The sequence below is a fragment of the Amycolatopsis sp. NPDC051372 genome, from assembly GCF_040682095.1.
Lineage (GTDB): Bacteria > Actinomycetota > Actinomycetes > Mycobacteriales > Pseudonocardiaceae > Amycolatopsis.
The window spans coordinates 147,096-167,724 of sequence record NZ_JBFBAF010000003.1; the positions used below are offsets into that span (position 1 = coordinate 147,096).

General features: G+C 70.7%; 23 protein-coding genes. 12 read left to right on the forward strand and 11 right to left on the reverse strand.

Annotated elements, in window-relative coordinates; translation table 11 throughout:
* Positions 1-175 precede the first annotated feature (175 nt).
* Entirely contained in the window at positions 176-562 is a 387-nt protein-coding gene (locus tag AB0M56_RS06325; RefSeq protein WP_364171635.1) for a zf-TFIIB domain-containing protein, read from the reverse strand.
* 33 nt (positions 563-595) lie between these two features.
* Positions 596-964: a VOC family protein gene (locus tag AB0M56_RS06330; protein ID WP_364171637.1), complete on the reverse strand. Its 369-nt coding sequence runs from the start codon at positions 962-964 to the stop codon at positions 596-598.
* An 86-nt stretch (positions 965-1,050) separates the two neighbouring features.
* On the opposite strand from AB0M56_RS06330, the gene AB0M56_RS06335 reads away from it, so the two are divergent.
* Positions 1,051-1,518, forward strand: coding sequence for a CGNR zinc finger domain-containing protein (locus AB0M56_RS06335; protein WP_364171639.1), 468 nt, complete (start codon positions 1,051-1,053; stop codon positions 1,516-1,518).
* Positions 1,519-1,770: 252 nt separating this feature from the next.
* On the opposite strand, the gene AB0M56_RS06340 is transcribed toward AB0M56_RS06335, so the two are convergent.
* On the reverse strand, positions 1,771-3,069 hold the full coding sequence (locus tag AB0M56_RS06340; RefSeq protein ID WP_364171641.1) for a DUF445 family protein: 1,299 nt from the start codon (positions 3,067-3,069) through the stop codon (positions 1,771-1,773).
* 29 nt (positions 3,070-3,098) lie between these two features.
* On the opposite strand from AB0M56_RS06340, the gene AB0M56_RS06345 reads away from it, so the two are divergent.
* A complete protein-coding gene (locus AB0M56_RS06345; RefSeq protein WP_364171643.1) occupies positions 3,099-4,265 on the forward strand; it encodes a pyridoxal phosphate-dependent aminotransferase in 1,167 nt (388 codons plus the stop codon).
* 887 nt (positions 4,266-5,152) lie between these two features.
* On the opposite strand, the gene AB0M56_RS06350 is transcribed toward AB0M56_RS06345, so the two are convergent.
* Entirely contained in the window at positions 5,153-5,341 is a 189-nt protein-coding gene (locus AB0M56_RS06350; protein ID WP_364171645.1) for a hypothetical protein, read from the reverse strand.
* Between the two features lies 1 nt (position 5,342).
* Between AB0M56_RS06350 and AB0M56_RS06355 the strand changes: the two genes are divergently transcribed.
* Positions 5,343-6,344, forward strand: coding sequence for a hypothetical protein (locus AB0M56_RS06355; protein ID WP_364171647.1), 1,002 nt, complete (start codon positions 5,343-5,345; stop codon positions 6,342-6,344).
* Between the two features lie 468 nt (positions 6,345-6,812).
* On the opposite strand, the gene AB0M56_RS06360 is transcribed toward AB0M56_RS06355, so the two are convergent.
* Positions 6,813-8,267, reverse strand: coding sequence for a PLP-dependent aminotransferase family protein (locus AB0M56_RS06360; protein WP_364171649.1), 1,455 nt, complete (start codon positions 8,265-8,267; stop codon positions 6,813-6,815).
* 61 nt (positions 8,268-8,328) lie between these two features.
* On the opposite strand from AB0M56_RS06360, the gene AB0M56_RS06365 reads away from it, so the two are divergent.
* Positions 8,329-8,970, forward strand: a complete 642-nt coding sequence (locus AB0M56_RS06365) for a hypothetical protein (RefSeq protein WP_364171650.1) — start codon at positions 8,329-8,331, stop codon at positions 8,968-8,970.
* Here AB0M56_RS06365 and AB0M56_RS06370 read toward each other — a convergent pair.
* Both AB0M56_RS06370 and AB0M56_RS06375 read right to left on the reverse strand, forming a co-directional pair.
* Positions 8,967-9,509: a Clp protease N-terminal domain-containing protein gene (locus tag AB0M56_RS06370; protein ID WP_364171652.1), complete on the reverse strand. Its 543-nt coding sequence runs from the start codon at positions 9,507-9,509 to the stop codon at positions 8,967-8,969. The genes AB0M56_RS06365 and AB0M56_RS06370 overlap by 4 nt on opposite strands.
* Complete coding sequence (locus tag AB0M56_RS06375; protein WP_004559389.1) at positions 9,509-9,718, reverse strand: sigma factor-like helix-turn-helix DNA-binding protein; 210 nt, start codon at positions 9,716-9,718, stop codon at positions 9,509-9,511. Before AB0M56_RS06375 ends, AB0M56_RS06370 begins: the two co-directional genes overlap by 1 nt.
* A gap of 86 nt (positions 9,719-9,804) precedes the next feature.
* Here AB0M56_RS06375 and AB0M56_RS06380 point away from each other — a divergent pair, with 86 nt between their 5' ends.
* Positions 9,805-10,578 carry a hypothetical protein gene (locus AB0M56_RS06380; protein ID WP_364171654.1) on the forward strand — a complete coding sequence of 258 codons (774 nt, stop codon included), beginning with the start codon at positions 9,805-9,807 and terminating at the stop codon, positions 10,576-10,578.
* 60 nt (positions 10,579-10,638) lie between these two features.
* A complete protein-coding gene (locus AB0M56_RS06385) occupies positions 10,639-11,316 on the forward strand; it encodes a DUF998 domain-containing protein (protein ID WP_364171656.1) in 678 nt (225 codons plus the stop codon).
* 1 nt (position 11,317) lies between these two features.
* On the opposite strand, the gene AB0M56_RS06390 is transcribed toward AB0M56_RS06385, so the two are convergent.
* Complete coding sequence (locus AB0M56_RS06390) at positions 11,318-12,346, reverse strand: D-cysteine desulfhydrase family protein (protein WP_364171658.1); 1,029 nt, start codon at positions 12,344-12,346, stop codon at positions 11,318-11,320.
* A gap of 146 nt (positions 12,347-12,492) precedes the next feature.
* On the opposite strand from AB0M56_RS06390, the gene AB0M56_RS06395 reads away from it, so the two are divergent.
* Genes AB0M56_RS06395 through AB0M56_RS06405 form a run of 3 tightly spaced genes read left to right on the forward strand, consistent with a single transcriptional unit; the run spans position 12,493 to position 15,267 of the window.
* On the forward strand, positions 12,493-13,881 hold the full coding sequence (locus AB0M56_RS06395) for an amidase (RefSeq protein WP_364171660.1): 1,389 nt from the start codon (positions 12,493-12,495) through the stop codon (positions 13,879-13,881).
* Positions 13,848-14,420, forward strand: coding sequence for a TetR family transcriptional regulator (locus AB0M56_RS06400; RefSeq protein WP_364171662.1), 573 nt, complete (start codon positions 13,848-13,850; stop codon positions 14,418-14,420). Before AB0M56_RS06395 ends, AB0M56_RS06400 begins: the two co-directional genes overlap by 34 nt.
* A 1-nt stretch (position 14,421) precedes the next feature.
* Positions 14,422-15,267 (forward strand): oxygenase MpaB family protein, encoded by an 846-nt coding sequence (locus tag AB0M56_RS06405; RefSeq protein ID WP_364171664.1) that lies wholly within the window; start codon positions 14,422-14,424, stop codon positions 15,265-15,267.
* Position 15,268: 1 nt separating this feature from the next.
* Here the strand turns inward: AB0M56_RS06405 and AB0M56_RS06410 are convergent, their stop codons facing one another.
* On the reverse strand, positions 15,269-15,808 hold the full coding sequence (locus AB0M56_RS06410) for a CGNR zinc finger domain-containing protein (RefSeq protein ID WP_364171666.1): 540 nt from the start codon (positions 15,806-15,808) through the stop codon (positions 15,269-15,271).
* Between the two features lie 55 nt (positions 15,809-15,863).
* On the opposite strand from AB0M56_RS06410, the gene AB0M56_RS06415 reads away from it, so the two are divergent.
* Positions 15,864-16,718, forward strand: a complete 855-nt coding sequence (locus AB0M56_RS06415; protein ID WP_364171668.1) for an alpha/beta hydrolase — start codon at positions 15,864-15,866, stop codon at positions 16,716-16,718.
* On the opposite strand, the gene AB0M56_RS06420 is transcribed toward AB0M56_RS06415, so the two are convergent.
* Together AB0M56_RS06420 and AB0M56_RS06425 are read right to left on the reverse strand one after the other, a co-directional pair.
* Positions 16,715-17,572 carry an LLM class flavin-dependent oxidoreductase gene (locus AB0M56_RS06420; protein WP_364171670.1) on the reverse strand — a complete coding sequence of 286 codons (858 nt, stop codon included), beginning with the start codon at positions 17,570-17,572 and terminating at the stop codon, positions 16,715-16,717. The genes AB0M56_RS06415 and AB0M56_RS06420 overlap by 4 nt on opposite strands.
* A gap of 12 nt (positions 17,573-17,584) precedes the next feature.
* A complete protein-coding gene (locus AB0M56_RS06425) occupies positions 17,585-18,604 on the reverse strand; it encodes an aldo/keto reductase (protein WP_364171672.1) in 1,020 nt (339 codons plus the stop codon).
* A gap of 197 nt (positions 18,605-18,801) precedes the next feature.
* Between AB0M56_RS06425 and AB0M56_RS06430 the strand changes: the two genes are divergently transcribed.
* Complete coding sequence (locus AB0M56_RS06430; RefSeq protein ID WP_364171673.1) at positions 18,802-20,217, forward strand: hypothetical protein; 1,416 nt, start codon at positions 18,802-18,804, stop codon at positions 20,215-20,217.
* Positions 20,214-20,615 (forward strand): FixH family protein, encoded by a 402-nt coding sequence (locus AB0M56_RS06435; protein WP_364171675.1) that lies wholly within the window; start codon positions 20,214-20,216, stop codon positions 20,613-20,615. The genes AB0M56_RS06430 and AB0M56_RS06435 overlap by 4 nt, the downstream gene beginning before the upstream one ends.
* The last annotated feature ends 14 nt before the right edge of the window (positions 20,616-20,629 follow it).

The following is a 20,629-nucleotide window of genomic DNA, read 5'->3' on the forward strand; positions in this document are numbered from 1 at the left end:
TGCGGGTCTCCGACCGGGTTCAGGCGCGGGACCCGAGGCCGCAACGAGGACGGGCACCGAACCTGAGCCAGATCCCGCAAGAAAGGGAGGCCCCTCACGTGCCTCGCCCGCGCCAGGCTCCGGCCGAAGAGCCGGCGCCGAGCCCGTGCCGGGACCCTGATCGACGGAAGGCAACTCAGTCGAACAGGTTCTCGAGGAAGCCGCGTTTGCGGTGACCCCCGTGGGGGCGAGGTGAGTCCGCGTAGCCGCGATGCCCGCCGTAGGGCCGCGGCGAGTCCGAGTACCCCCCACCACCGCCATAGGGCCGCGGCGAATCCGAATACCCACCGCCGCGATAGGGCTTCGGCGAGTCGCCATGCCCGCCCCGGTACGGGCGCGGCGAGTCCGCCCGCCCGTAGCGCGGCGGTGGCTGCGCCACGCCGTAGTACGAGCTCTCGGCCCCGGCGATTTGCTCCAGCTCACCGTGGTCCAAGAAGATCCCCCGGCACGCCTCGCACTGTTCGATGTGGATGCCGTTCTTGTCGACGGTCCGCATCCGGTTCTGACACTTCGGACAAATCACGCATCCGAGACTACGCAGATTCCGCCCGGCGCGTCAGCAGGCGCACAGGCAGAACGGATGACCCACCGGATCGGCGTAGACGCGGAAGGTCGAGGGCGAGTCGTCGAGCAGTTTGGCGCCCAGGGAGAGCACACGGGTGTGCGCGGCTTCCAGGTCGTCCACGTCCAGGTCGAGATGGGCCTGCTGGGGCTGCGAAGCCGAGGGCCACTCGGGCGCGCGGTAGTCCGTCACCTGCTGAAACTCCAAGCGCGCGCCGCCGGTCGGGTTGACGAGCCGGGCCCAGGAGCCGTCCGCGCGCACCGCGGGCTCGGGCCAGTCGAGCACCGCGCGGTAGAAGCCGGCGAGCGCGGCGGGGTCCGGGCAGTCGAAGACGGTCGAGCCGAACGTCGGAACAGCACCCATGATCGCGTCTCCCTCCAGTAACCGGTATTCGGATTATGGGAGTTATCAGCCGACGAAGCAACCACCCTCGCTCGTACACTGGTTGCGTGCACACCGACGCGATCCTGGTGGTGGACTTCCTCAACACCGTCGACATCGAGCGCGGCGAGGACCTGCTGGACGACCCCGGACTGTGGCAACACTGGTCAGCCGAACGCGGCGTCTCCCCGAGCAGCGCGGAAGAAGCCCGCGCCATCCGCGACGGGCTGCGCGCCGCCGTCGGAGATCCGCGGCTCCCCCAGGAACAGCTCGAAGTCCCGCTGACGTTCTCGCTGAACAACCAAGGCCCGCAGCTCCTGGGGACAACCGCCGTGTCCGCGGTGCTGGTCGCCGCCACCCGGCTCTCCATCCGCGGCGACTGGGTCCGGCTCAAGATCTGCCCGGCCGACGACTGCCTCGAAGCCTTCTACGACGAGTCCCGCAACCGCTCGCGCACGTGGTGCTCCATGCGCGTCTGCGGCAACCGCGAGAAGGCCCGGACCTGGCGCGCCCGCGCGACGGGTGTGCACAACTGAGCACCTGTGGACAACTCATGCACAGCCACCAGATATGCACGTGCAGCCGCACCGGATCCCCACACCTTGTGGATGAGCATTAGGCCAGATCCGTGAAAAGTTGTGGATAACCCGGGGGATAACTCAGCTTCCTGTGGACAACTGGTTTGAAGGTCCCCCGGGTGTGGTATACGCACCGGCTGCGCATGAATGGCCACGCTCCGACAATCGCAAAGCACGGAACAACACCGAGAAAACCAAGAAAAGCCCAGGTCAGAACAGCAGCTGCGCCACCGTGTAGATCACCAGACCGGCCAACGCGCCCACCACCGCGCCGTTGATCCGGATGAACTGCAGGTCGCGACCCACCTGGAGCTCGATCTTCCGCGACGTCTCCTCGGCGTCCCAGCGCTCGACGGTGTCGGTGATGATCGTGGTGATCTCCTTCGAGTAGTTCTTCACCAGGTACGCGGCGGCGCCCTCGACCCAGCTGTCCACCTTCGACGCCAGCGAGTCGTCCGCGATCAGCCGCTCGCCGAGCGACTGCAGGCCCGCGCGCACGCGCCGGCGCAGCTCGCTCGACGGGTCCTCGGCCGCGTTGAGCAGCATCTCCTTCGCCGTGGCCCACGCGTTGCCGATCAGCTTCTGCACCTCGTCGTGGTGCACGATCTGACCCTTGATCTGCTCGGCGCGCTCCATGGTCTTCGGGTCGTTCTGCAGATCCTGCGCGAACTCGCCGAGGAACTTGTCCAGCGCCAGGCGCATCGGGTGGTTCACGTCGGTCTTCACGGCCCACGCGAACGACAGCACCTCGCCGTAGACCTTGTCCGCCAGCATCTCGTCGACGAACTTCGGCGACCAGCTCGGCGCGCGGTCGGAGACGACCCGCAGCATCGCCTGGTGGTTGTCGCGCACCCACTCGTAGGCCCGGTCGCACATCAGGTCCACGAGCTTGTGGTGCGCGCCGTCCTCGAACACGCCCGCGAGGATCTTGCCCAGCGGCGGGCCCCACGGCCGGTCGACGATGCGCTTGACCACGGCCTGTTCCATGATCGCCTGCACGTCCTCGTCGCGCAGGACCGTGACGGCGCCGCGCACGACCGTGGCCAGCTCCGACGTCACGCGCTCCGCGTTGTCGGGCTGCGAAAGCCACCCGCCGAGGCGGCGCGAAATCTCGACGCGCTTGAGCTTGTCGCGGATCACGTCCTCGGAGAGGAAGTTCGAGCCGACGAAATCGCCCAGGCTGTTGCCGAGCTGGTCTTTCTTGTTCGGGATGATCGCCGTGTGCGGGATCCGCAGGCCCAGCGGGTGGCGGAAGAGCGCGGTGACGGCGAACCAGTCGGCGAGCGCGCCGACCATGCCGGCCTCGGCGGCCGCCTTCACGTAGCCGACCCACGCGGGCCAGCCGGCCGACTCCGCCCAGCTCGTGAGCAGGAAGACGACCGTGGCGCCGAGGAGGAAGGACAGCGCGACCTGCTTCATCCTCCGCAAGCCGCGCCGTTTTTCCGCGTCACCGGCGGCGCCACCGGGCGGGTCTGCGGGCGTGACCTTGGCTGGGGTGAGTTGCTCCACGACGCCATTGTCCGTGAGGATGCGTTTTCGTGCGTGAACCAGCTCTCGTCCCTCGCCTCCGCCCCTTCACCGCGACGATCTTCGCCGAGATGACGGCGCTCGCCGTGAAGCACGGCGCCGTGAACCTCGGCCAGGGTTTTCCCGACACCGACGGGCCCGCCGGCATGCTCGAAGCGGCGAAGAACTCCCTGTTCGGCGGCGACAACCAGTACCCGCCGGGCCCGGGTCGCCCCGAGCTGCGCGCCGCCATCGCGCGGCACCGGCTGCGCTACGGCACCGAGTACGACCCGGACACCGAAGTCCTGGTCACGGCGGGTGCGACCGAGGCCATCACGGCCGCGCTCATCGCGTTGACCGAGGCCGGCGACGAGGTGATCGTGGTCGAGCCGTACTACGACTCCTACGCCGCGGCCGTCGCGATGGCCGGCGCCCAGCGGCGCGTGATCGGCCTGGTCGAGACGGCCGACGGGCGCCTCGAGCTCGACCTCGACGCCCTGCGCGACGCCATCACTCCGCGCACCCGCGCGGTGCTGCTGAACTCGCCGCACAACCCGACCGGCACCGTGTTCTCGCGCGCGCAGCTGGAGGCCGTGGCGGCGCTGTGCGTGGAGCACGACCTCATCGCGGTGACCGACGAGGTCTACGAACACCTCGTGTTCGACGACGCGTCGCACATCCCGCTCGCCACGTTGCCCGGCATGCGCGAGCGGACGGTGTCGATCTCCAGTGCCGGCAAGACGTTCAACTGCACCGGCTGGAAGATCGGCTGGGTCTGCTCGACGCCCGAGCTCGTGGCCGCGGTCAAGGCGGCGAAGCAGTTCATCACTTTCGTCTCGGGCGGGCCGTTGCAGCCGGCGGTGGCGTACGCGCTGGACCACGAGCTGCCGTGGGTGGAAGAGCTGCGGACGAGCCTGCAGGACAAGCGCGACCGGCTGTCGGCCGGACTCGCGGACGCGGGTTTCGCCGTTCGCCCCAGCAGCGGCACGTACTTCGTGACAGCCGACGTCCGCCCGCTCGGTTTCACCGACGCCGCCGAGCTGGCGTGGAAGCTGCCCGAACGCGTCGGCGTCGCGGCCGTGCCCGTGAAGGTGTTCACAGATCACCCGGACGAGTGGAAACACCTGCTGCGTTTCGCGTTCTGCAAGCGGAACGAAGTCATCGACGAGGCCGTCGGGCGACTGCGCAAACTCGTCTGACCACTGCGGTTACCGAATAACGAGTTGCGAGGCGGTTACGCTCCAGATTCGTCGACGATGTGTTAGTGATGCGATACCGAGAGTATGGTTTTGGAATGAAACATCAGGTCAGCAGCCGTGCGGGGATCCGCCCGGATGGCCGCAGAGGGTCCCACCGGGCACACGCTGAGTGATCAACTTCGGCTGATCGGACACCGGAGCCGGTAAGTCCGTTCCGCCTTACGGGGTGGATCGAACGCAGGGAAGATGAAACACTCGCGACCGGTGCTAGAAAGAGTGCAGCCCCGGGGGAACTGCGACCTGGCCGGAGAAGAACCCCAGTTGGATCAGTCTCGTGCGGTAGCCGCATGAGCTTCAGGCGCGGACGGTGGTGGTGGCGTGATCGACACGGCAGCCGCACGCACCGACGCACCACTCGTGAGCAGCGCTGATCCCGGACCGGCTCCCGCCGTTGTGGCTCCTGCCGTTGTGGCTCCTGCCGTTGTGGCTTCCGCTGTTGTGGCTTCCGCTGTTGTGGCTTCCGCTGTTGTGGCTTCTGCGCTTCCGCCCGCCGGCGCTCCGGCGACGGGCTCGGGTTCGAGCGGCCTCGATTCGGTGCGCAGGCCGCGGCCGTGGGCGGCCCCGTTGGCGAGGCCGGCCGCGCGGATCGCGCTGGCAGGCGGGTTGACGTTGGCCGGGTGGCTGCTCGGCGCGTTGGTCGCCGGAGCCGGCGCGGAGGCGGCGGAACAGCCGCACGGCGGGGACGCGTCAGGGAACACCGTGGCGACCGCGCCGGGGCACACCGGGCACGGCGAGGCTCGGGAGCACCGTCGAGAGCCGCGCGGACATCCTTGGCACGGCGTTTGGACCGGGTCCACTACGGACTCGGGTGCTGCGAGAACTTCCGGTCACAGCAAGGGTTCGGGCTCGGCCGCGACTTCGAGCCGGGGCACCACCGCGGCCGCTGCCACAACGGACACTTCCGACACGAGCGCCGCCGACACGAGCGCCTCGGACACGAGCTCTGCCGGTATTAGCGGGTCAAACCACGCTGCGACACCCGCCGATTCCGGCGACAGCACCGACTCCGCTGCCACGATGAGCGCTCTCGACGCGAGCGGGTCAGACCACGCCGCGACACCCGCCAATTCCGGCAGCAGCACCGACTCCGCTGCCACGACCGGCACGAGCCAGGGCGGCACCGACGCCGGCTCCGCCGAGGTCGTGCCCGATGGGTCAGGCGGGGCGAAGCAGCACGGCACCGGCGGCTGCGACGAGACCCACCACAGCGCGACCGACCAGTCCGCCACCGACACCACGGCCACCAGCCCCAGCACTGCCACGGATCCCAGCACTGACACCACAGCGACCAACTCCAGCACCGCCACGGATCCCAGCGCCGACACCGAAGCACCTCTGCGCGCCACGCCGTCGCAGGAACAGGGTGGGCTGCTGGGCGGATTGCTCGGCGGTGCGCTCGGCCTGGTCGACAACACGGTGCACTCGATCACCGGCGTGGTCGGAACCGTGGACGACGTCGGGGAGACCGTGTTGCCGCCGGTCACGACGGTGCCGGGTGGGGATGACGCGCCGCCGTTGATCCCGATCGGGGATGTGCTCGGGCCGGTGTTCTCGGGTGGGACGGTGAGTGGCGGGGTCACGGCGACCGTGCCCGAGCTGACGGTCCAGCCCGGTGAAGTGGTGAGCGCCGCGGTTCCGGCGGTGGTGCCTCAGCCGGCGCCGGTGACCGTGCCCAAGACGGCCGCTCTGGTGCACTACCCGAGTGTCGTGCACCTGATTCCCGCGCAGCAGCGCAGCACCGGCGCGCAGCACGCGAACAACGAGAACTCCCACGTCGGCGTCACAGGTGGCGGCGGCAGTGGGGGCGGCGGTGGCCTGCCCGCGGCGCCCAGCGCGCCCGTCGCGCCGACCACCACCGCCAACCCGGGCCACGACGGCTCGGGCGGCGCGCGGCAGCCGTTCGCCGTCGTCGGGGACAGCGTGACCACCACGCAGCTCAAGCTGATCGGCGTCAGCCGCGACCACGAGGTCGACGGCGCGGGCAGGGACGCAGCCCTGCCCACCACCTCCCCGGACTGACCGGCACCCGGTCCACCGGGGAGAGCCACGTCCAAACCAAGATCAACTTCTTGGAGCGCGCGCCCGTTCGCTGCGCCTGGCTCACCCTTTCGCACAATCATTCGACAAGGGGCGATCCATGCGTACGACCAGCCTTCCCGACCGGCCGACCGCGCCCGGCCGGATCGGGTCCTGGTCCCGGCGCCGCGCTGCCCCCGCGGCGCCGGGACCCACAACGGGCGTGCTCCGGAGGTTCCCGCTCACCGCGCCGAGCGGGAACCTGCGCCAACCGAAGCCCGCCTGAGCCGTCGGCGCTTCCCGGCACGTCGAGGGGCTGTGCCGGGAAGCCGCCGCGGTGCCCGCTCTGAACGGAGCGGGTGACGAACAGCCGGTGCGCCGGATGCGACCACCACCATCCCTGGAGTGGTTGGAACATCCGGTGCACCGGCTGTTTATCGTTGTGGCCCTGTTTCGAGGGAAACCCGAACCTCAGGTCACCGGCACGTTCGCCGCCGGCACGTCCGCGTAGCCGCGCACCGACTCGACGGCCAGGCTCAGCCGCCGCACGGCCTCCAACAGCTGATCGGGTGGCAGGCCGAACGGCAGGCGCAGCCAGCGTTCGAGGCCACCGTGTACGCCGAAACGCGAGGCGGGCGCCAGTTGCACGCCGTGGTTCGCCGCGGAGACGGCGAGGCGCGTGCTCATCGGTTCGGGCAGGCGGCACCACAGCGAAAGGCCGCCGGGCGGGACCTCGAACGTCCACTCAGGACAGTAGGCGTGCACGGCGTCGATCAGGGAATCGCGCTGCAGCCGGAAATCCACGCGGCGCTGGGCCAAGGCCGCGTACCCCTCCGGCTCCAACAGCGAAGCCAGCACCAGCTGGTCGAACACCGGCGCCCCCAGGTCCACGGCGAAGCGCGACGACAGCAGCCGGTCGAGCAGCTCGGCCGACGCGCGGATCCAGCCCAGCCGCAGCCCGCCCCACTGCGACTTCGCGGCCGAACCGACCGTCAGGGCCAAGTCGCCCGCGAACGCGGCCAGCGGCGGCGGCGCGTCGAGCGGATCGCCCTCGTAATCCAGCTCCACCAACGATTCGTCGACCACCACGGGCGTGCGCGAGCGCGCCAGCAGACCGCCGAGGCGTTCTCGGCCGGCCGCGTCGAGGCGCAGGCCCGTGGGGTTCTGAAAGTCGACCACGAGGTAGCCGAACCGCGGCGACGCCTGGCGCAGCGCGGCCTCGATGCCGGTGAGGTCCCAGCCGCGCACGGGGTCGAGTGCCACCGGCACCGGCAACGCGTGGGCGGCGCGCACGGCGTCGATCGCGTTGGGATACGTCGGCTGCTCCACCAGCACGCGGTCGCCGGGGCCGGCCAGCATGCGCAGGCACAGCACGAAAGCCGAGTACGCGCCGGCCGTCAGCATCACCTGGTCGGGAGACGTCGGCAGGCCACGCGCGGTGTAGCGCTCGGCGATCCGCTCGCGCAGCAGCGGCAGCCCGCCGGTGAGGTAGCCGTTGCCGCTCAGGTGCTCCACGAGGTCGAGCCGCGCGGCGTCGACGGCGTTGATCAGGCCGGGCAACGCGGGTGGCGCAGCGCGCGCGAGGTCGATCAGACCGTCGCGTTCGTGCTGGGCCGGCGCCGCCGAACGGTGGCCGGCACCCGAGATCCACGAACCGGCGCCGCGGCGGCTCGCCACGACACCGATGGAACGCAGCCGGTCCAGCGCCGCGCCGATGAGCGTGCGGCTGACGCCGAGGGCGTCGGCGAGCTCGCGTTCCGCGGGCAGCCGAGTGCCGAGGGGGAGCTGGCCGTCGAGCACCTGAAGCTCGACGGCCGCGGCCAGATCCGCCGCGCCCTGCCGAGAGCCGCGCCGACGCCACTCCCCCAGCAACACGGCCAATCGGGTGCCAGAGACGCGGCTACCCAGCGGAAGATGCGAAGTCATAAGACCAATTATCCGACATTGGCCATGGATTACCAGTCCACTTGTCACCGATAGTGGAGAAGTGGCAGTTCTCGACCTCAGTCCCCTCAGCGTCCGCCGGGCACCCGTCCGCCGTGGTGCCCAGCTCCTGGCCGGGCTCGCGCTCTACGGCGCCAGCATGGCCATGCTCACCCGCGCCCACCTCGGCCTCGACCCGTGGGACGTGCTCCACGAGGGCATCACCAAGCTCACCGGATTGAGCTTCGGCACGGTCACGGCCATCGCGTCGGTGTTCGTGCTGCTCCTGTGGATCCCGCTACGCCAGCGGCCCGGCATCGGCACCGTGGCCAACGTCGTGGTGATCTCCGTGACCGTCGACGCCGTGCGCGCGGTGCTGCCCGACCAGCACGCGCTCGCGCTCCAGATCCTGCTGCTCGTCGGCGGCGGGGTGCTCAACGCCGTGGCCACCGCCGTGTACGTCGGGACCCGCCTCGGCCCGGGGCCGCGCGACGGGCTGATGACCGGCCTCACCGCGCGCACCGGCTGGTCGGTTCGGCTGGTGCGCACCGGGATCGAGGTGACCGTGCTCGCCGTCGGCTGGCTGCTCGGTGGCACCTTCGGGGTCGGAACCGTGCTCTACGCCGTCACGATCGGACCGCTCACGCAGGCCCTGTTGCCGCTGGTCACGTGGCGGACCGGGCGCCGCGAAGAGCAGCAGCACTAGCCGGCCTCCCGCTGCGCCACCACGCGGCGCACCGACACGTAGTCGACGCCGTGGGCGGCCAGCAGGTCGGGCACCGGGCCCTTCTGCTGCACGAGCGCGAGCAACAGGTGCTCCTGGCCGAGGTGTTTGTCTCCCAGCTTCACGGCTTCGCACAGGCTGAGCTCCATCGTGCGCTTCGCGTCGGCGGCGAACGGGATGTGGCCGCGTTTGGCGCGTCTGCCACCACCGGCGAGCGCGCCCGGGCCGTGGGTCTCCTCGACGCGCTCGACGATCTGCTCCACGTCGATGCCGAATTCGGTGAGCGCGGCCACGTCGGCGTCGCTGATCCCGCCGCGCCGGCGGATGCGGTCGAGCTCCGCGAGCACGTCCTCGCGCGACACGCCGAGCTCTTCCAGCAGCCGCAGGCCGGCGCCGTTCTCGGTGCGCGCGAGCCCGGCCAGCACGTCGGTGAGCTCGATCTGCCGTGCACCGGCTTCGCGCGCCACGATCTGGGCCTCGACCACGGCCAGCCGCGCGTCGAGCGTGAACCGTTCGAACATCAGTGCCTCCCGTACTTCTTGTGGACGGCCTGCCGGCTGACCCCCAGCTCGGCGGCGATCTCCTGCCAGGACCAGCCGTGCACGCGGGCGCTGCGCACCTGCACGGCTTCGAGTTGTTCCAGGAGCCGACGAAGCGCCGCGACCGCGCGAAGCCCCACCCGGGGATCACGGTCGCCCGCCCTCGCGGCCAGGTCTGTTGCTTCAGTCATGCTGTCAATCTAGGTTGACAGCGTCGCGATTGTCAACTGAAGTTGACAGGCCGGTCGTGGTCAGGCGTTCGGGTTAGCATCGGGTGATGCCCGAGATCGCGATCGCGGAGCGCGCGGGAGTAGGCGCGGACGGCCTGCCTCGCGCGAGCGAAGACCACGTCGTGGTGCTGGACAACGCCGTGCTGCTGCTGGACGGCGCCACGTCACCGAGCCCGGACCTGCCGCCCGGCGGCTGGTACGCGAACCTGCTGGTGCGCCGGCTGGCGGACGAGCTGAGAGAAAGTCCCAAGGAGGACCTCGCCGTCGCGCTGGCGTCGTCCATCGCCGGTGTCGCGGCGGAGCACGGGCTGGAGCCCGGGCACTCGCCGTCGAGCACCGTGTCGATCCTGCGCTGGGACGCGGCCGAGGTCGAATCCCTTGTGCTGGCGGACAGTCCGGTTGTCGCGTTCGGACAGTTCGGGGTGGACGTCGTGGCCGACGACCGGCTGGTCTCCCTGCGCGACGGCGGCCTGCTCCAGACCGGCGCCGACGTCCGCCGCCGGCGCAACGCCGAGGGCGGCTTCTGGGTCGCCGAAGCCGATCCCGCCGCGGCGTCGAAGGCCGTGCGGCGCTCGTGGCCCCGCCCTGAGGTCGACGCCGTGCTGCTCGCCACCGACGGCGTGTCCACCGGGGTCGACGACTACGGGCTCTTCGGCTGGCCCGACGTCCTGCGGCTGGCTCGCGCGAGCGGTCCGAACGCGGTGCTGGATGTCGTGCGAACTGCGGAAACGCAGGATCCCGACGGTTCGCGCTGGCCGCGCGCGAAGCGCCACGACGACCAGGCGCTGGTTCTCGCGGAATTCACCAGCGCGGTCGAATAGGGGTCGAATTCAGGGTGATCCCGGATCACGGATCGCGCCAACCCCGCGACGCTGGGGACCATGGGGATTTCACGGGGGTTGCGGATCTGGCGGACGGGCGCGCTGGTGGCGATCGGGTGGGGGCTGTTCACGATCACCCTGATGCACGTGATCAGCTCGCACGACCCGATCCACGACACGTTGTCCAGCTACACCACCACCGACCCCGGCCTGCTGAGCGCGAGCGTGCTGGCGCTCGCCGTCGGTTCACTGGCCGTGCTCGGCTGCCTGGCCGCCGGTGGCGTGCCGCTGCCGCGGACCACGCGGGTGCTGATTTCGTTGTGGGCCTTGGGTTTGGCAACGGCCGCGGTGTTTCCGGCGAGCTACCCGCCGCACCCGGATCTGGCGAGCGGCGAGATCCACCTGTACTCGTGTGTGGTGGCGTTCGCGAGCCTGCCGGCCGCGGCGCTGACATTGCTGGAACCGTTGCGCGGCACGGCCGAACGCGCACTCTTGGCGCGGTGGCTGCGGTTCGGAGTGGCCGTTTTGGTGGTGTTCGGCGTGAGTTTCCTGTTCGCGCGCCTCGACGAGGCCGGGCTGGGAGTCCACACCGTCACCGAACTGCTACCGGTCGGGGCCACGCAACGGTTGATGCTCGTCGCCGACGTCGTGCTGCTGCTGGGCTTGATCCGCGTGGCGGTTCGGGTCGACGCCACCCGCGCGGCGGCCGAGCTGCAACCGGCCACCGCACGGGACTGACTCACTCCTGCATCGCGGCGACGAACTCCGGCGCATAGCCGTACAGCCCGGGCAGGCCACCGGTGTGCACGAACACCACCGTCTCCTCCGGGTCGAACCGGCCGTCGGCCGCCCATTCGACGAGCGCGGCGGCGGCCTTGCCGGAGTAGACCGGGTCCAGCACTACGCCTTCGGTGCGGCCGAACAGCCGCAGCGCGCCCCACGTCGAGGGCGCCGGGATGCCGTAGCCCTCGCCCATGGTGGAGTCGCTCATGCGCACGTGGTCGAGCGACGGCGTGTCGACGCCGAGCAGCTGCGCGGCCGAGGTGACGAGGTGCGTGAGGTTGTCGGTGGCCTCGTCGAGCGGGTGGCTCACGCACGCGAAATCGGCGCCGAGGTTGCCGAGCAGCGCCGTGCCGAGGGCGAGGCCGGCGGACGTGCCGCCGCTCGCGTGGGGCGCGACGATGCGCGCGGTGTCGAGGCCGAGCGCCGAGAGCTGCTGCGCGAGCTCGTGGGACGCGGCGACGTAGCCGAGAGTGCCGAGCGCGTCGGACCCGCCGACGGGGACGGTGAAGACCTTGCGGCCCTCATAGTCGGCCGACGCGAGCAGCTCTTCGTACGTGCGCTCGGCTTCTTCGGCCGTGGCGCAGATGTGCACGCGGGCGCCGAAGAGCAGGTCGAGCGGGATGTTGCCGGAGTGCTCGTAGGCCTCGCCCTCGCGCGGCACCTTCGCCGTGAGCACGAGCTCGCAGCGCAGCCCGAGCCGCGCACACGCGGCCGCGGTCTGGCGTCCGTGGTTGGTCTGCAGAGCGCCGAAGGTGATCACCGTGTCGGCGCCGGCCGCAAGCGCCGCACCGAGGTGGAAGTCGAGTTTGCGCAGCTTGTTGCCCCCGACGCCGAGTGGGTGCACGTCATCGCGCTTGAGCATCAGCCGCGGCAGCCCGAGCGCCTCGCCCAGCCGCGGCGCCGCGAGCAGCGGCGTCGGTCCGCTGCCGAGCCCCGCCCGCGGGAACGCGTCGAAAACGGGAAACCGGTCGAAGTCGAACGTCATCGATCCTCCGTGGTGCTGGGGCGGGCTGGTGCCGGGATTGGGCACAATCGTCGGCCTCGGGCAGGGCGGCTGTCGAACCAGGGAGCCGGAATCACAGTCCGGTGGTAACGTTCGTTCGAACGAACGAGAACCTCGGGGGTGGCCCGATGACCGTCAGGGCTTCTGAGATCAGCGCAGTCGCGTTCACGACCGTCTCCGAGCAGGTGGCGGCGCTTGAAGCAGGCGAAACGACGTCCGTGGCGCTCACGGCCGCGGCCCTGGCAGAGGCGCACGCGAGCCAACCTGTACTGAACGCCTTCCGCCGGATCCGGGACGAAGCAGCCCTCGTCGAGGCCGAAGAAGCCGATCGACGACGGGCGCGAGGTGACCGGACGCCGTTGCTGGGCGTGCCCGTCGCGGTCAAGGACGACGTGGACCTCGCGGGCCTGCCGACGGCGTTCGGCTGCGCGGGCGACTTCCCCGCCGCGACGCAGGACGCGCCGGCCGTCGGGCTGCTCAAGCGGGCCGGCGCCGTGATCATCGGCAAGACGAACACGCCTGAGCTGGGGCAATGGCCGTTCACGGAAGGGCAGGCGTTCGGGGTCACGCGCAACCCCTGGCACCCCGACCACACGCCCGGCGGGTCCTCCGGCGGCTCGGCGGCCGCGGTGGCCGGCGGCGTGGTCGCGGCGGCGCTCGGCTCGGACGGCGCCGGATCGGTGCGCATCCCGGCGGCGTGGACGGGGCTCGTCGGCATCAAGACGCAGCGCGGACGCGTGCCGCTGGGCGGAGAGTTGTTCCACGGCCTCACCGTGCTCGGGCCGCTCGCCCGGACCGTCGCCGACGCGGCGACCCTGCTCGATGTCACCACGGGCTCCGACAGCACCTTCCGCAGTGCGGCCCGCCGGGAACCCGGCCGGCTGCGCATCGGGCTGTCGACGAGGATTCCTTTCACCGCAACGAAAACCACCCTCGACCCGGTGGTCGAAGCGGCCGTGCGCAACACCGCAGAGGCACTCGCGGACCTGGGCCACGAGATCGTCGAGATCGACCCCGGCTACGGGCTCATCGGGCTCACCTTCCTGCCGCGCTCGCTCACCGGCGTGCGCGACTGGGCCGCTCGCGTGCCCGAGAAGGCCAAGCTCGACCCGCGCACTCGCGGCAATGCGCAGCAGGGCACCGTCCTCGCCGGTGTGTTGAAACTCGCCCGCGCGCTCGAACCCGCGCTGCAGCGCCGCATCGGGTCGGTGTTCGGACGCGTCGACGTGCTGCTCACCCCGACCACCGCGACGCCGCCGCCGAAGACCGGCGCGTTCGACGGTCTCACCGGCTGGCGCACCGACCAGACGATGATCGCCGCATGCCCCTACGCTTGGCCGTGGAACGTGCTGGGCTGGCCGGGGATCAACGTCCCGGCCGGGCAGACGGCGGACGGGCTCCCCCTCGGCGCCCAGCTGCTGGGTCCCTCGCACGCCGAGGAGCGGCTGATCTCCGTTGCCGCGCAACTGGAAGAGGTCCAACGGTGGCACCTGCGCCGGCCCGCAAGGGTGTGGTGAACACCCGCGACGCGATCCTGCGGGCGACGCTCGAGGTCGTCGGCGAGCAAGGCGTCGGCGGGCTCACCAACCGGCGCATCGTGGCCGCCGCGGCCGTCTCGCTCGGCACGCTGACCTACCACTTCCCCAGCCAGACGGAGCTCCTGCGCGAGGCGATGCTGCTGTTCGCCGAGGAGGAAACGGCGAAACTCGCCGCGATCGCCGACGCGCACCGAGCCGACGGCCTCAGCCTCGAGCAGGCCGCTGCCGTGGTGGAGCACGTGATCGAGCAGTTGCCGTTCGGCACCGACGACCTCGCGCCTCACGAGCTGTATCTCCAAGCCGCGCGCGACCCCGGGCTGCGCGAAGCGTCCGCGCGCTGCTTCGCCGCGTACGACGATCTGGCCACGACGATCTTGCGTGCGCTCGGCGTGGCCGATCCCGCGCGGGTGGCCGGTCCCGTCGTCGCGCTCATCGCCGGGCTGCAGCTGCGCCGGCTGTCGACGGGCACCGACGTGCCGGCCGCCGAGCCGCTGATGATGCTGCTGCGCGGAGCCTGACGTGGGGCCGCCGGTCGTGCGGGGCACCGCCGCCTGGCGGTACTTCGGCGACTTCCGCGACTTGCTGCTGGCGGGGCAGGTGCTGGTGCTGCAGGTGGCGCACCCCGTGGTCGCGGCCGGGGTGCGGGACCACTCGAACTACACCGAGGACCCGTGGACGCGGTTGATGCGCACCGGGGCTTCGCTGTCGATCTACGTGTACGGCGGTGCTTCGGGCGCACGGTTCGAGGCTTCGCGGTTGCGGGAGCTGCATCGGACGTTCACCGGGGTGGCCGATGGGCGGCGGTACAGCGGTCTCGACCCTGGCGCGTATGCGTGGGTGCATGCGACGTTGGTGAAGGTTCCGGTTGATGTGCAACGGTTTTTCGGTCGTCCGTTGAGTTGTGCCGAGCTTGACGAGTACTACGCGCAGATGTGCGACATCGGCCGGGTCCTCGGGGTGCGGCAGCGGGATCTGCCGGCGGACTGGGCCGCGTTCGAGCGGTACTACGACGAGATGGTCGCGTCGTTCCGGCCGAACGAGACGATGACGACGTTGTTCGAGACCATCCGCACCGTGCCGAAACCCGTGCGGTGGCTGCCGGATCGGTGGTGGCCTCGGATGCGGAACGCGCAGGCCGCGGGGCAGCTTTTCTTGATCCGGGCGACGTTGCCGTCGGCTTTGCGGGAGCAGCTTGGTCTACAGTGGACGGATGCTGACGAGCGCCGGTTCAGGCGGTTCTGTGGTGTGGTTCGCGTTGTCGGTGTTGTGGTGCCGCCGTCGTTACGGACGGCGCACATGCGGTGGATCGGCAAGCTGAACGTGTGGCTCCGTGCCCACCCGTGGGCGTACCGGCTGATCTCGTGAGTCAGCCGCGGGTGCGGGCGTAGTGGGCCCGGGCCTTGGCGCGGTTGCCGCAGCGGGACATCGAGCACCATTGGCGGGTGCGGCGGGGTGATGCGTCCGCGAAGCGGAGACCGCAGTCGTCGGCCGCACAGACGCGGACGTCCACCGGGCTGGTCACCAGTTCGATCACGTCGGCGGCGATCAGCGCGAAGGCGGCGGCGACCGGGTTACCGGGGATGGGTGCCGCTTTGTGCAGCTCACCGCCCGACAACCGCAGGCGCGCGTTGGGCAGCGGCTCCTCGACGGCTTTGTTGACGAGCTCGACGTCCTCCTGTGCCGGCGGGGTGGTGACCAGCCGGTTCACGGCCTCCCTGAGCCATTTCGCCGTTTCGAGGTCTTCCTCCGTGACGGGCACCCGGCCCTCGGTGAGACCCGCGAGCGAGAGCCACTCGGCGAGCGCTTCGGGCGACGTCAGCTGCTCGAACCCCTCGGCCTGGTAGCGATTGCGCAGCGTGTTGACGAGGTCGAGACTCGGCCGGCCGCCGTCGAAGACCCACTCCATGGGGTGGATTCTAACCCTTGCCACCGGTTAGCCGCCTCCGGTAGCGTCTAACCTCATGATCCGGTTAGAATCTTCGATGGCCCAGGTCGGCGACCTCCGGATGCACTACCTGCGCGGCGGCGACGGTCCGCCTGTCTTCCTGCTGCACGGCTGGCCACAGACGTCGCACTGCTGGCACCGCGTCGCGGGCCCGCTCGCCGAAACCCACACCGTGATCGCGCCCGACCTGCGCGGCTACGGCCGCACCGACAAACCGCGCGGCGGCTACGACAAGCGCACGATGGCCGCCGACCTCGCTCAGCTCGCCGAGCAGCTCGGTTTCGACCGGCTGGCCGTGGTCGGCCACGACCGCGGCGGCCGCGTCGGGCACCGCTGGGCGCTGGACCGGCCCGAGCAGGTCGAGCGCCTGGCCGTGCTCGACATCGCGCCCACACGCGAGATGTGGAAGCGGCTCGACTCCGACGTCGCGAAGGGCTACTGGCACTGGCTGTTCCACCTGCAGCCCGACCTGCCTGAACTGCTGGCGGGCAGCAACATCGCCGCGTACCTCGGCTACTTCTTCGAACGCTGGACGTTCCAGCGCCAGGGCCTGCCCGCCGAGGACGTCGAGGAGTACGTGCGCGCATTCTCCGCCCCGGGCGCCCTGCGCGCCGGCTTCGACGACTACCGCGCCTCCTTCCCGGACGACGCCACCCTCGACGACGCCGACTACGCCGCGGGCAAGCGCCTCACCCAGCCCCTGCTCGCGATGTGGGGCCAGGCCGGCCTCCTCGGCAAACTCCCAACGCTCGACATCTGGCGCGACTACGCCGACAACGTCACCGGCGTCGGCCTCGACAACTGCGGCCACTTCCTGCCGGAGGAACAACCGGAGGTGGTGGTGTCACACCTGCGTGAGTTCTTGGGCTAGGCCTTGATCAGCTCGTCGACGACCCAGTGCGCGACGCCCTCAGGGAACGGCGACGGCAGCCCGAGAACCACGTGTTCGAAGCCGGCGTCGACGGCCTCGGCGATGGCTTTGCGTGTGAGGCCGGAGTCCTCGTAGGACGCCTGCAGGTGGATCGAGCGCGTGATCTCCGCCGGGTCGCGGCCGAGCTCCATGCAGTAGCGGTCGAGGAGGGTGCTGCGGCTCACGGCGTCTTCGAGGTCGCCACCTGGGATGTTCCAGATGTCGGCGTGGGCGGCGGCCACGCGCAGGGTCGCGGCCGCGCGGCCGCCGATGACGATCGGGGGGTGGGGGCGCTGTACTGGCTTCGGGTTGCCGAACGCGCCGTTGAGCTGGACGGTGTCGCCGACGAAGTCGAAGGGCGTGTCGTCCGTCCACAAGCGACGGATGACCGTGCAGGCTTCGGCGAGGGCCTGGACCGCGTACGTGGTTTCGTGGAACGGCAGGCCGTGGGCTTCGTACTCGCGCCTGGCCAGCGGATGGCTCGGGCGGGAGCCGACGCCGATGCCGAAGTCCAGGCGGCCGGCCGAAACCACGTCGACGGTCGTGGCGATCTTGGCGAGCACGGCGGGCGGGCGGAAGCGGTTGCTGGTGACCATGAGGCCGAGGCGCAGGCGCGAAGTTTGCGCGGCGAGCGCTGAAAGCAGGGTCCAGCCTTCGAAAATCGGGCCGTCGGGGTCGCCGGCGATGGGCAGGAGGTGGTCGAAGAGCCAGGCGTGCTCGATCTCCGGCAGCGCGTCGGCTTCGCGCCAGACGCGCACGAGGTCGTCGTAGCCCACCTGCATCGGGGCGGTCATGATGCCGAACCGAGGTGGCATGGGAGGTTCCTTTCAGCGGCGACGCAATGAGGGATCGAGCAGAGCGGGTGGGGTGTCGAACTTTTCGTGCGCGGCCAGGTCCACGCCGGGCGCGACGATCTCGTCGATCGCGTCCAGCACGTCGGCGGAGAGCGCGGTGTCGGCGGCCGCGAGGTGCGAACGCAGGTGCTCCAGCGTGCGCGGGCCGATGATCGCGCTGGTCACGGCCGGGTGCGCGGTCACGAAGCCGAGCGCGAGCTGGATCAGCGTGAGGCCGGCGTCGGTGGCGACTTTCGCCAGTCGCTCCACGGCGTCGAGCCGAGCCTGGTTGGCGGGCAGCGTCAAGTCGAACCGCTGAGGCAGAACCTGCGAGCGGCTCGTGGTGATCTCGCGCCCCTCGCGAACGGCGCCCGACAGCCAGCCGGACGCGAGCGGGCTCCACGCCAGCACGCCGAGGCCGTACTCCGCGGTCATCGGCAGCACGTCGGCCTCGATGCCACGTTGCAGGATCGAGTAGCTGGGCTGCTCGGTGACGTAGCGGCTCAGGTGATGCTCACGCGCGGCCCACTGCGCCTGCACGATCTTGTACGCGGGGAAGGTCGACGAGCCGAAGTAGCGGATCTTCCCCGCGCGCTGCAGGTCGGTGAGCGCGGAAAGCGTCTCCTCGTCGCTGGTCGCGGGATCCCAGCGGTGGATCTGGTAGAGGTCGACGTGGTCGACGCCGAGCCGGCGCAGGCTGTTGTCGAGCTCCGTGACGAGCCAGCGGCGCGAGCCGCCGCGGTGGTTGCGCTCGTCGCCCATCGGCATGGCGGCCTTCGTGGCCAGCACGAGGTCGTCGCGGCGGCCGGCGATGGCCTTGCCGACCATCACCTCCGACTCGCCGGCGCCGTACATGTCGGCCGTGTCGACGACGTTGATGCCGCCTTCGAGCGCCGCGTCGACGATGGCCGTTGCGTCGTCCTGCGTGGTGCGGCCGATCGCACCGAAGTTCATGGCGCCGAGCGCGAGCGCGCTGACCTGCACACCGGTGCGGCCCAAGGTGCGGTACTGCATGGGATGGTCCTCCGAGAAACAAGCGGAACGTTGCTCCGTTAACCATACGGAGCATCGTTCCACTTTTCAAGGATGCAGTTCAAGGACGCCGTGCAAGGAGACCGGCACCTCAGGGTCGGCATCCCCCGAACCGGGGATGGATCTTCCCCCGCTTCCGTGACGATTCGGCCGCCGTGACCTCGCTACCTTTTCCCTCGATGGGGACCACGAAGAGAACGGCGCTGCTGATGGTGCTGTGCGCGCTGGGCATCGCGCTCGGCGGCGGCACGGCGCACGCCGACGGGGCGCCGGTCGGAGCCGACATCCAGGTGGCGCAAACGCTCGGTGCCCGCGAGCTGACCGTGATCATCCGGCGGATCGACGTGACACCGGGCGACCTGCACGTCGACATCGCCACACACGCGGGCACCGCACCCGGGACGCTGCGCCTGGCAGCGGCCGCCGACGGCGTCGTGTTCTCCCGCGGCGACGTCGTACTCGGCGCGACACCCGGGCTCTACCCGGGCACGGTCGGCGTCGACCACGCCGGACCGTGGGAACTGCGGCTGGCCGGCGGGACGACCACCGCGACCATTCCGTTCGTCGTCCCGGCGCGCGTGGTGCCGCCGTGGGAGAAGGCAGCGTACGGCGGTTTCGTTGCGGCAGGGGCGTTTCTGCTCATCGCCTTGGTCGTGGCGGTGCGGTCACGCAGAACCGCCTACGCCCTGCTGCCGGCGGGCGGGATGGTCGCGGCACTGGCGGTCGCGGTCACCGGCGCGCTGCTGTCCACCAGCACTCCCCCTCCGCCCGCGCCCGGCGTGCAGCTCGACGCGACCGTCGACAACGTCACCGATCCATACGCGCTGTCGCGCCTGCCCGGCACAGACTACTCGCGGCCGCCGGTGAACCTGAGCGTTGGCACGCAAGGAAAGTCTCTCGCTCTCGACTTCACCGACGGCTCCACCGGCCGGCCCGCGGACGACCTCGTGATCCACGACGACGCGCTGGTGCACCTCATCGTCGTCTCACCTTCGGGCCGGTTGTGGCACCTGCACCCCGTGCGGGTGGCGCCCGGCGAATACCGCGTCGACTTCACCCCGCCGGAACCCGGGACCTACGCGGTCGCCGCGGAACTCGAACGGCGGGGCGGCGGAGTTCAGCTGGCAAGGTCCACCGTGGACTTCGAGGGCGTCACCGGCAGCTCCGCCGAAGTCCCCACAGGGCCGGGAAAACGCGTCGTCGATGGAGTGCCGATCGACGTGACCACCACGACGGTGCAAGCCGGCACGTCGGTCACCGTGACCGCACACTTCCCCACCGGCGATCTCCAGCCGTGGCTGGGCATGCTGGGCCACCTGATCGTCGTCGGGCCGCTGCCCTCGGAAAACGACCTCGGCGCCGTGGCCGCCACCGCACCGACGTGGGCCCACGCGCACGCGATGCCGCCGTACGTACCGGGCCTCACGGGCGTGCCGGACGAGACCGTCGCCGCGTATGGGCCCAACGTGCCTTTCACGTTCACCTTCCCCGCGCCCGGCCGCTACCGGCTGTGGCTGCAGGCCGAACGCGGCTGGTCCGTGCTGACCGTGCCGGTGGTGCTCGACGTGCCGGCTGTTCCTGGAGGGGGCCAATGAAAACGAAACCTCCGGTGACGCTGATCGGCGTCGTCGTGGTGGTGGCCGCGGTCATCGCGGGCTGGCTGCTGTTCGGCGGTGGGTCGAGCGGTCCCACCGTGCTGAAGTCGACGACCGGTCCGTACACCGTGCAGCTGTCCGCGGACGCGCCACGCGTCGGTGGCAACACGTTCGCGTTCGCGGTGACCGGTCCCGCCGTCGACGGCGTGACGGTGGAGCCGGTGATGCCGCAGATGGGCCACGCCATCACGCCCGTGCCGGCGACCGCCGACGGCCCGGGGCACTTCCGCGCCGCCGACGTCGGCCTGCCGATGGCGGGCCAGTGGGAGATCACGGTTTCCCTGCGTGGGCCGGCGGGCACCGGTCAAGTCGTGTTTCCCGTGTTGGTCAACCAGTAAGGAGGGGGCTGGGG

Bases quoted from the DNA above. Each gene is read 5' to 3' on its own strand.
- AB0M56_RS06385 (WP_364171656.1), top strand. From the start codon at position 10,639: ATGGGGATTTCACGGGGGTTGCGGATCTGGCGGACGGGCGCGCTGGTG.
- AB0M56_RS06390 (WP_364171658.1), bottom strand. From the start codon at position 12,346: ATGACGTTCGACTTCGACCGGTTTCCCGTTTTCGACGCGTTCCCGCGG.
- AB0M56_RS06370 (WP_364171652.1), bottom strand. From the start codon at position 9,509: ATGTTCGAACGGTTCACGCTCGACGCGCGGCTGGCCGTGGTCGAGGCC.
- AB0M56_RS06330 (WP_364171637.1), bottom strand. From the start codon at position 964: ATGGGTGCTGTTCCGACGTTCGGCTCGACCGTCTTCGACTGCCCGGAC.
- AB0M56_RS06415 (WP_364171668.1), top strand. From the start codon at position 15,864: ATGATCCGGTTAGAATCTTCGATGGCCCAGGTCGGCGACCTCCGGATG.
- AB0M56_RS06435 (WP_364171675.1), top strand. From the start codon at position 20,214: ATGAAAACGAAACCTCCGGTGACGCTGATCGGCGTCGTCGTGGTGGTG.
- AB0M56_RS06410 (WP_364171666.1), bottom strand. From the start codon at position 15,808: ATGGAGTGGGTCTTCGACGGCGGCCGGCCGAGTCTCGACCTCGTCAAC.
- AB0M56_RS06380 (WP_364171654.1), top strand. From the start codon at position 9,805: ATGCCCGAGATCGCGATCGCGGAGCGCGCGGGAGTAGGCGCGGACGGC.
- AB0M56_RS06360 (WP_364171649.1), bottom strand. From the start codon at position 8,267: ATGACTTCGCATCTTCCGCTGGGTAGCCGCGTCTCTGGCACCCGATTG.
- AB0M56_RS06375 (WP_004559389.1), bottom strand. From the start codon at position 9,718: ATGACTGAAGCAACAGACCTGGCCGCGAGGGCGGGCGACCGTGATCCC.
- AB0M56_RS06430 (WP_364171673.1), top strand. From the start codon at position 18,802: ATGGGGACCACGAAGAGAACGGCGCTGCTGATGGTGCTGTGCGCGCTG.
- AB0M56_RS06355 (WP_364171647.1), top strand. From the start codon at position 5,343: ATGAGCGCTCTCGACGCGAGCGGGTCAGACCACGCCGCGACACCCGCC.
- AB0M56_RS06395 (WP_364171660.1), top strand. From the start codon at position 12,493: ATGACCGTCAGGGCTTCTGAGATCAGCGCAGTCGCGTTCACGACCGTC.
- AB0M56_RS06420 (WP_364171670.1), bottom strand. From the start codon at position 17,572: ATGCCACCTCGGTTCGGCATCATGACCGCCCCGATGCAGGTGGGCTAC.
- AB0M56_RS06425 (WP_364171672.1), bottom strand. From the start codon at position 18,604: ATGCAGTACCGCACCTTGGGCCGCACCGGTGTGCAGGTCAGCGCGCTC.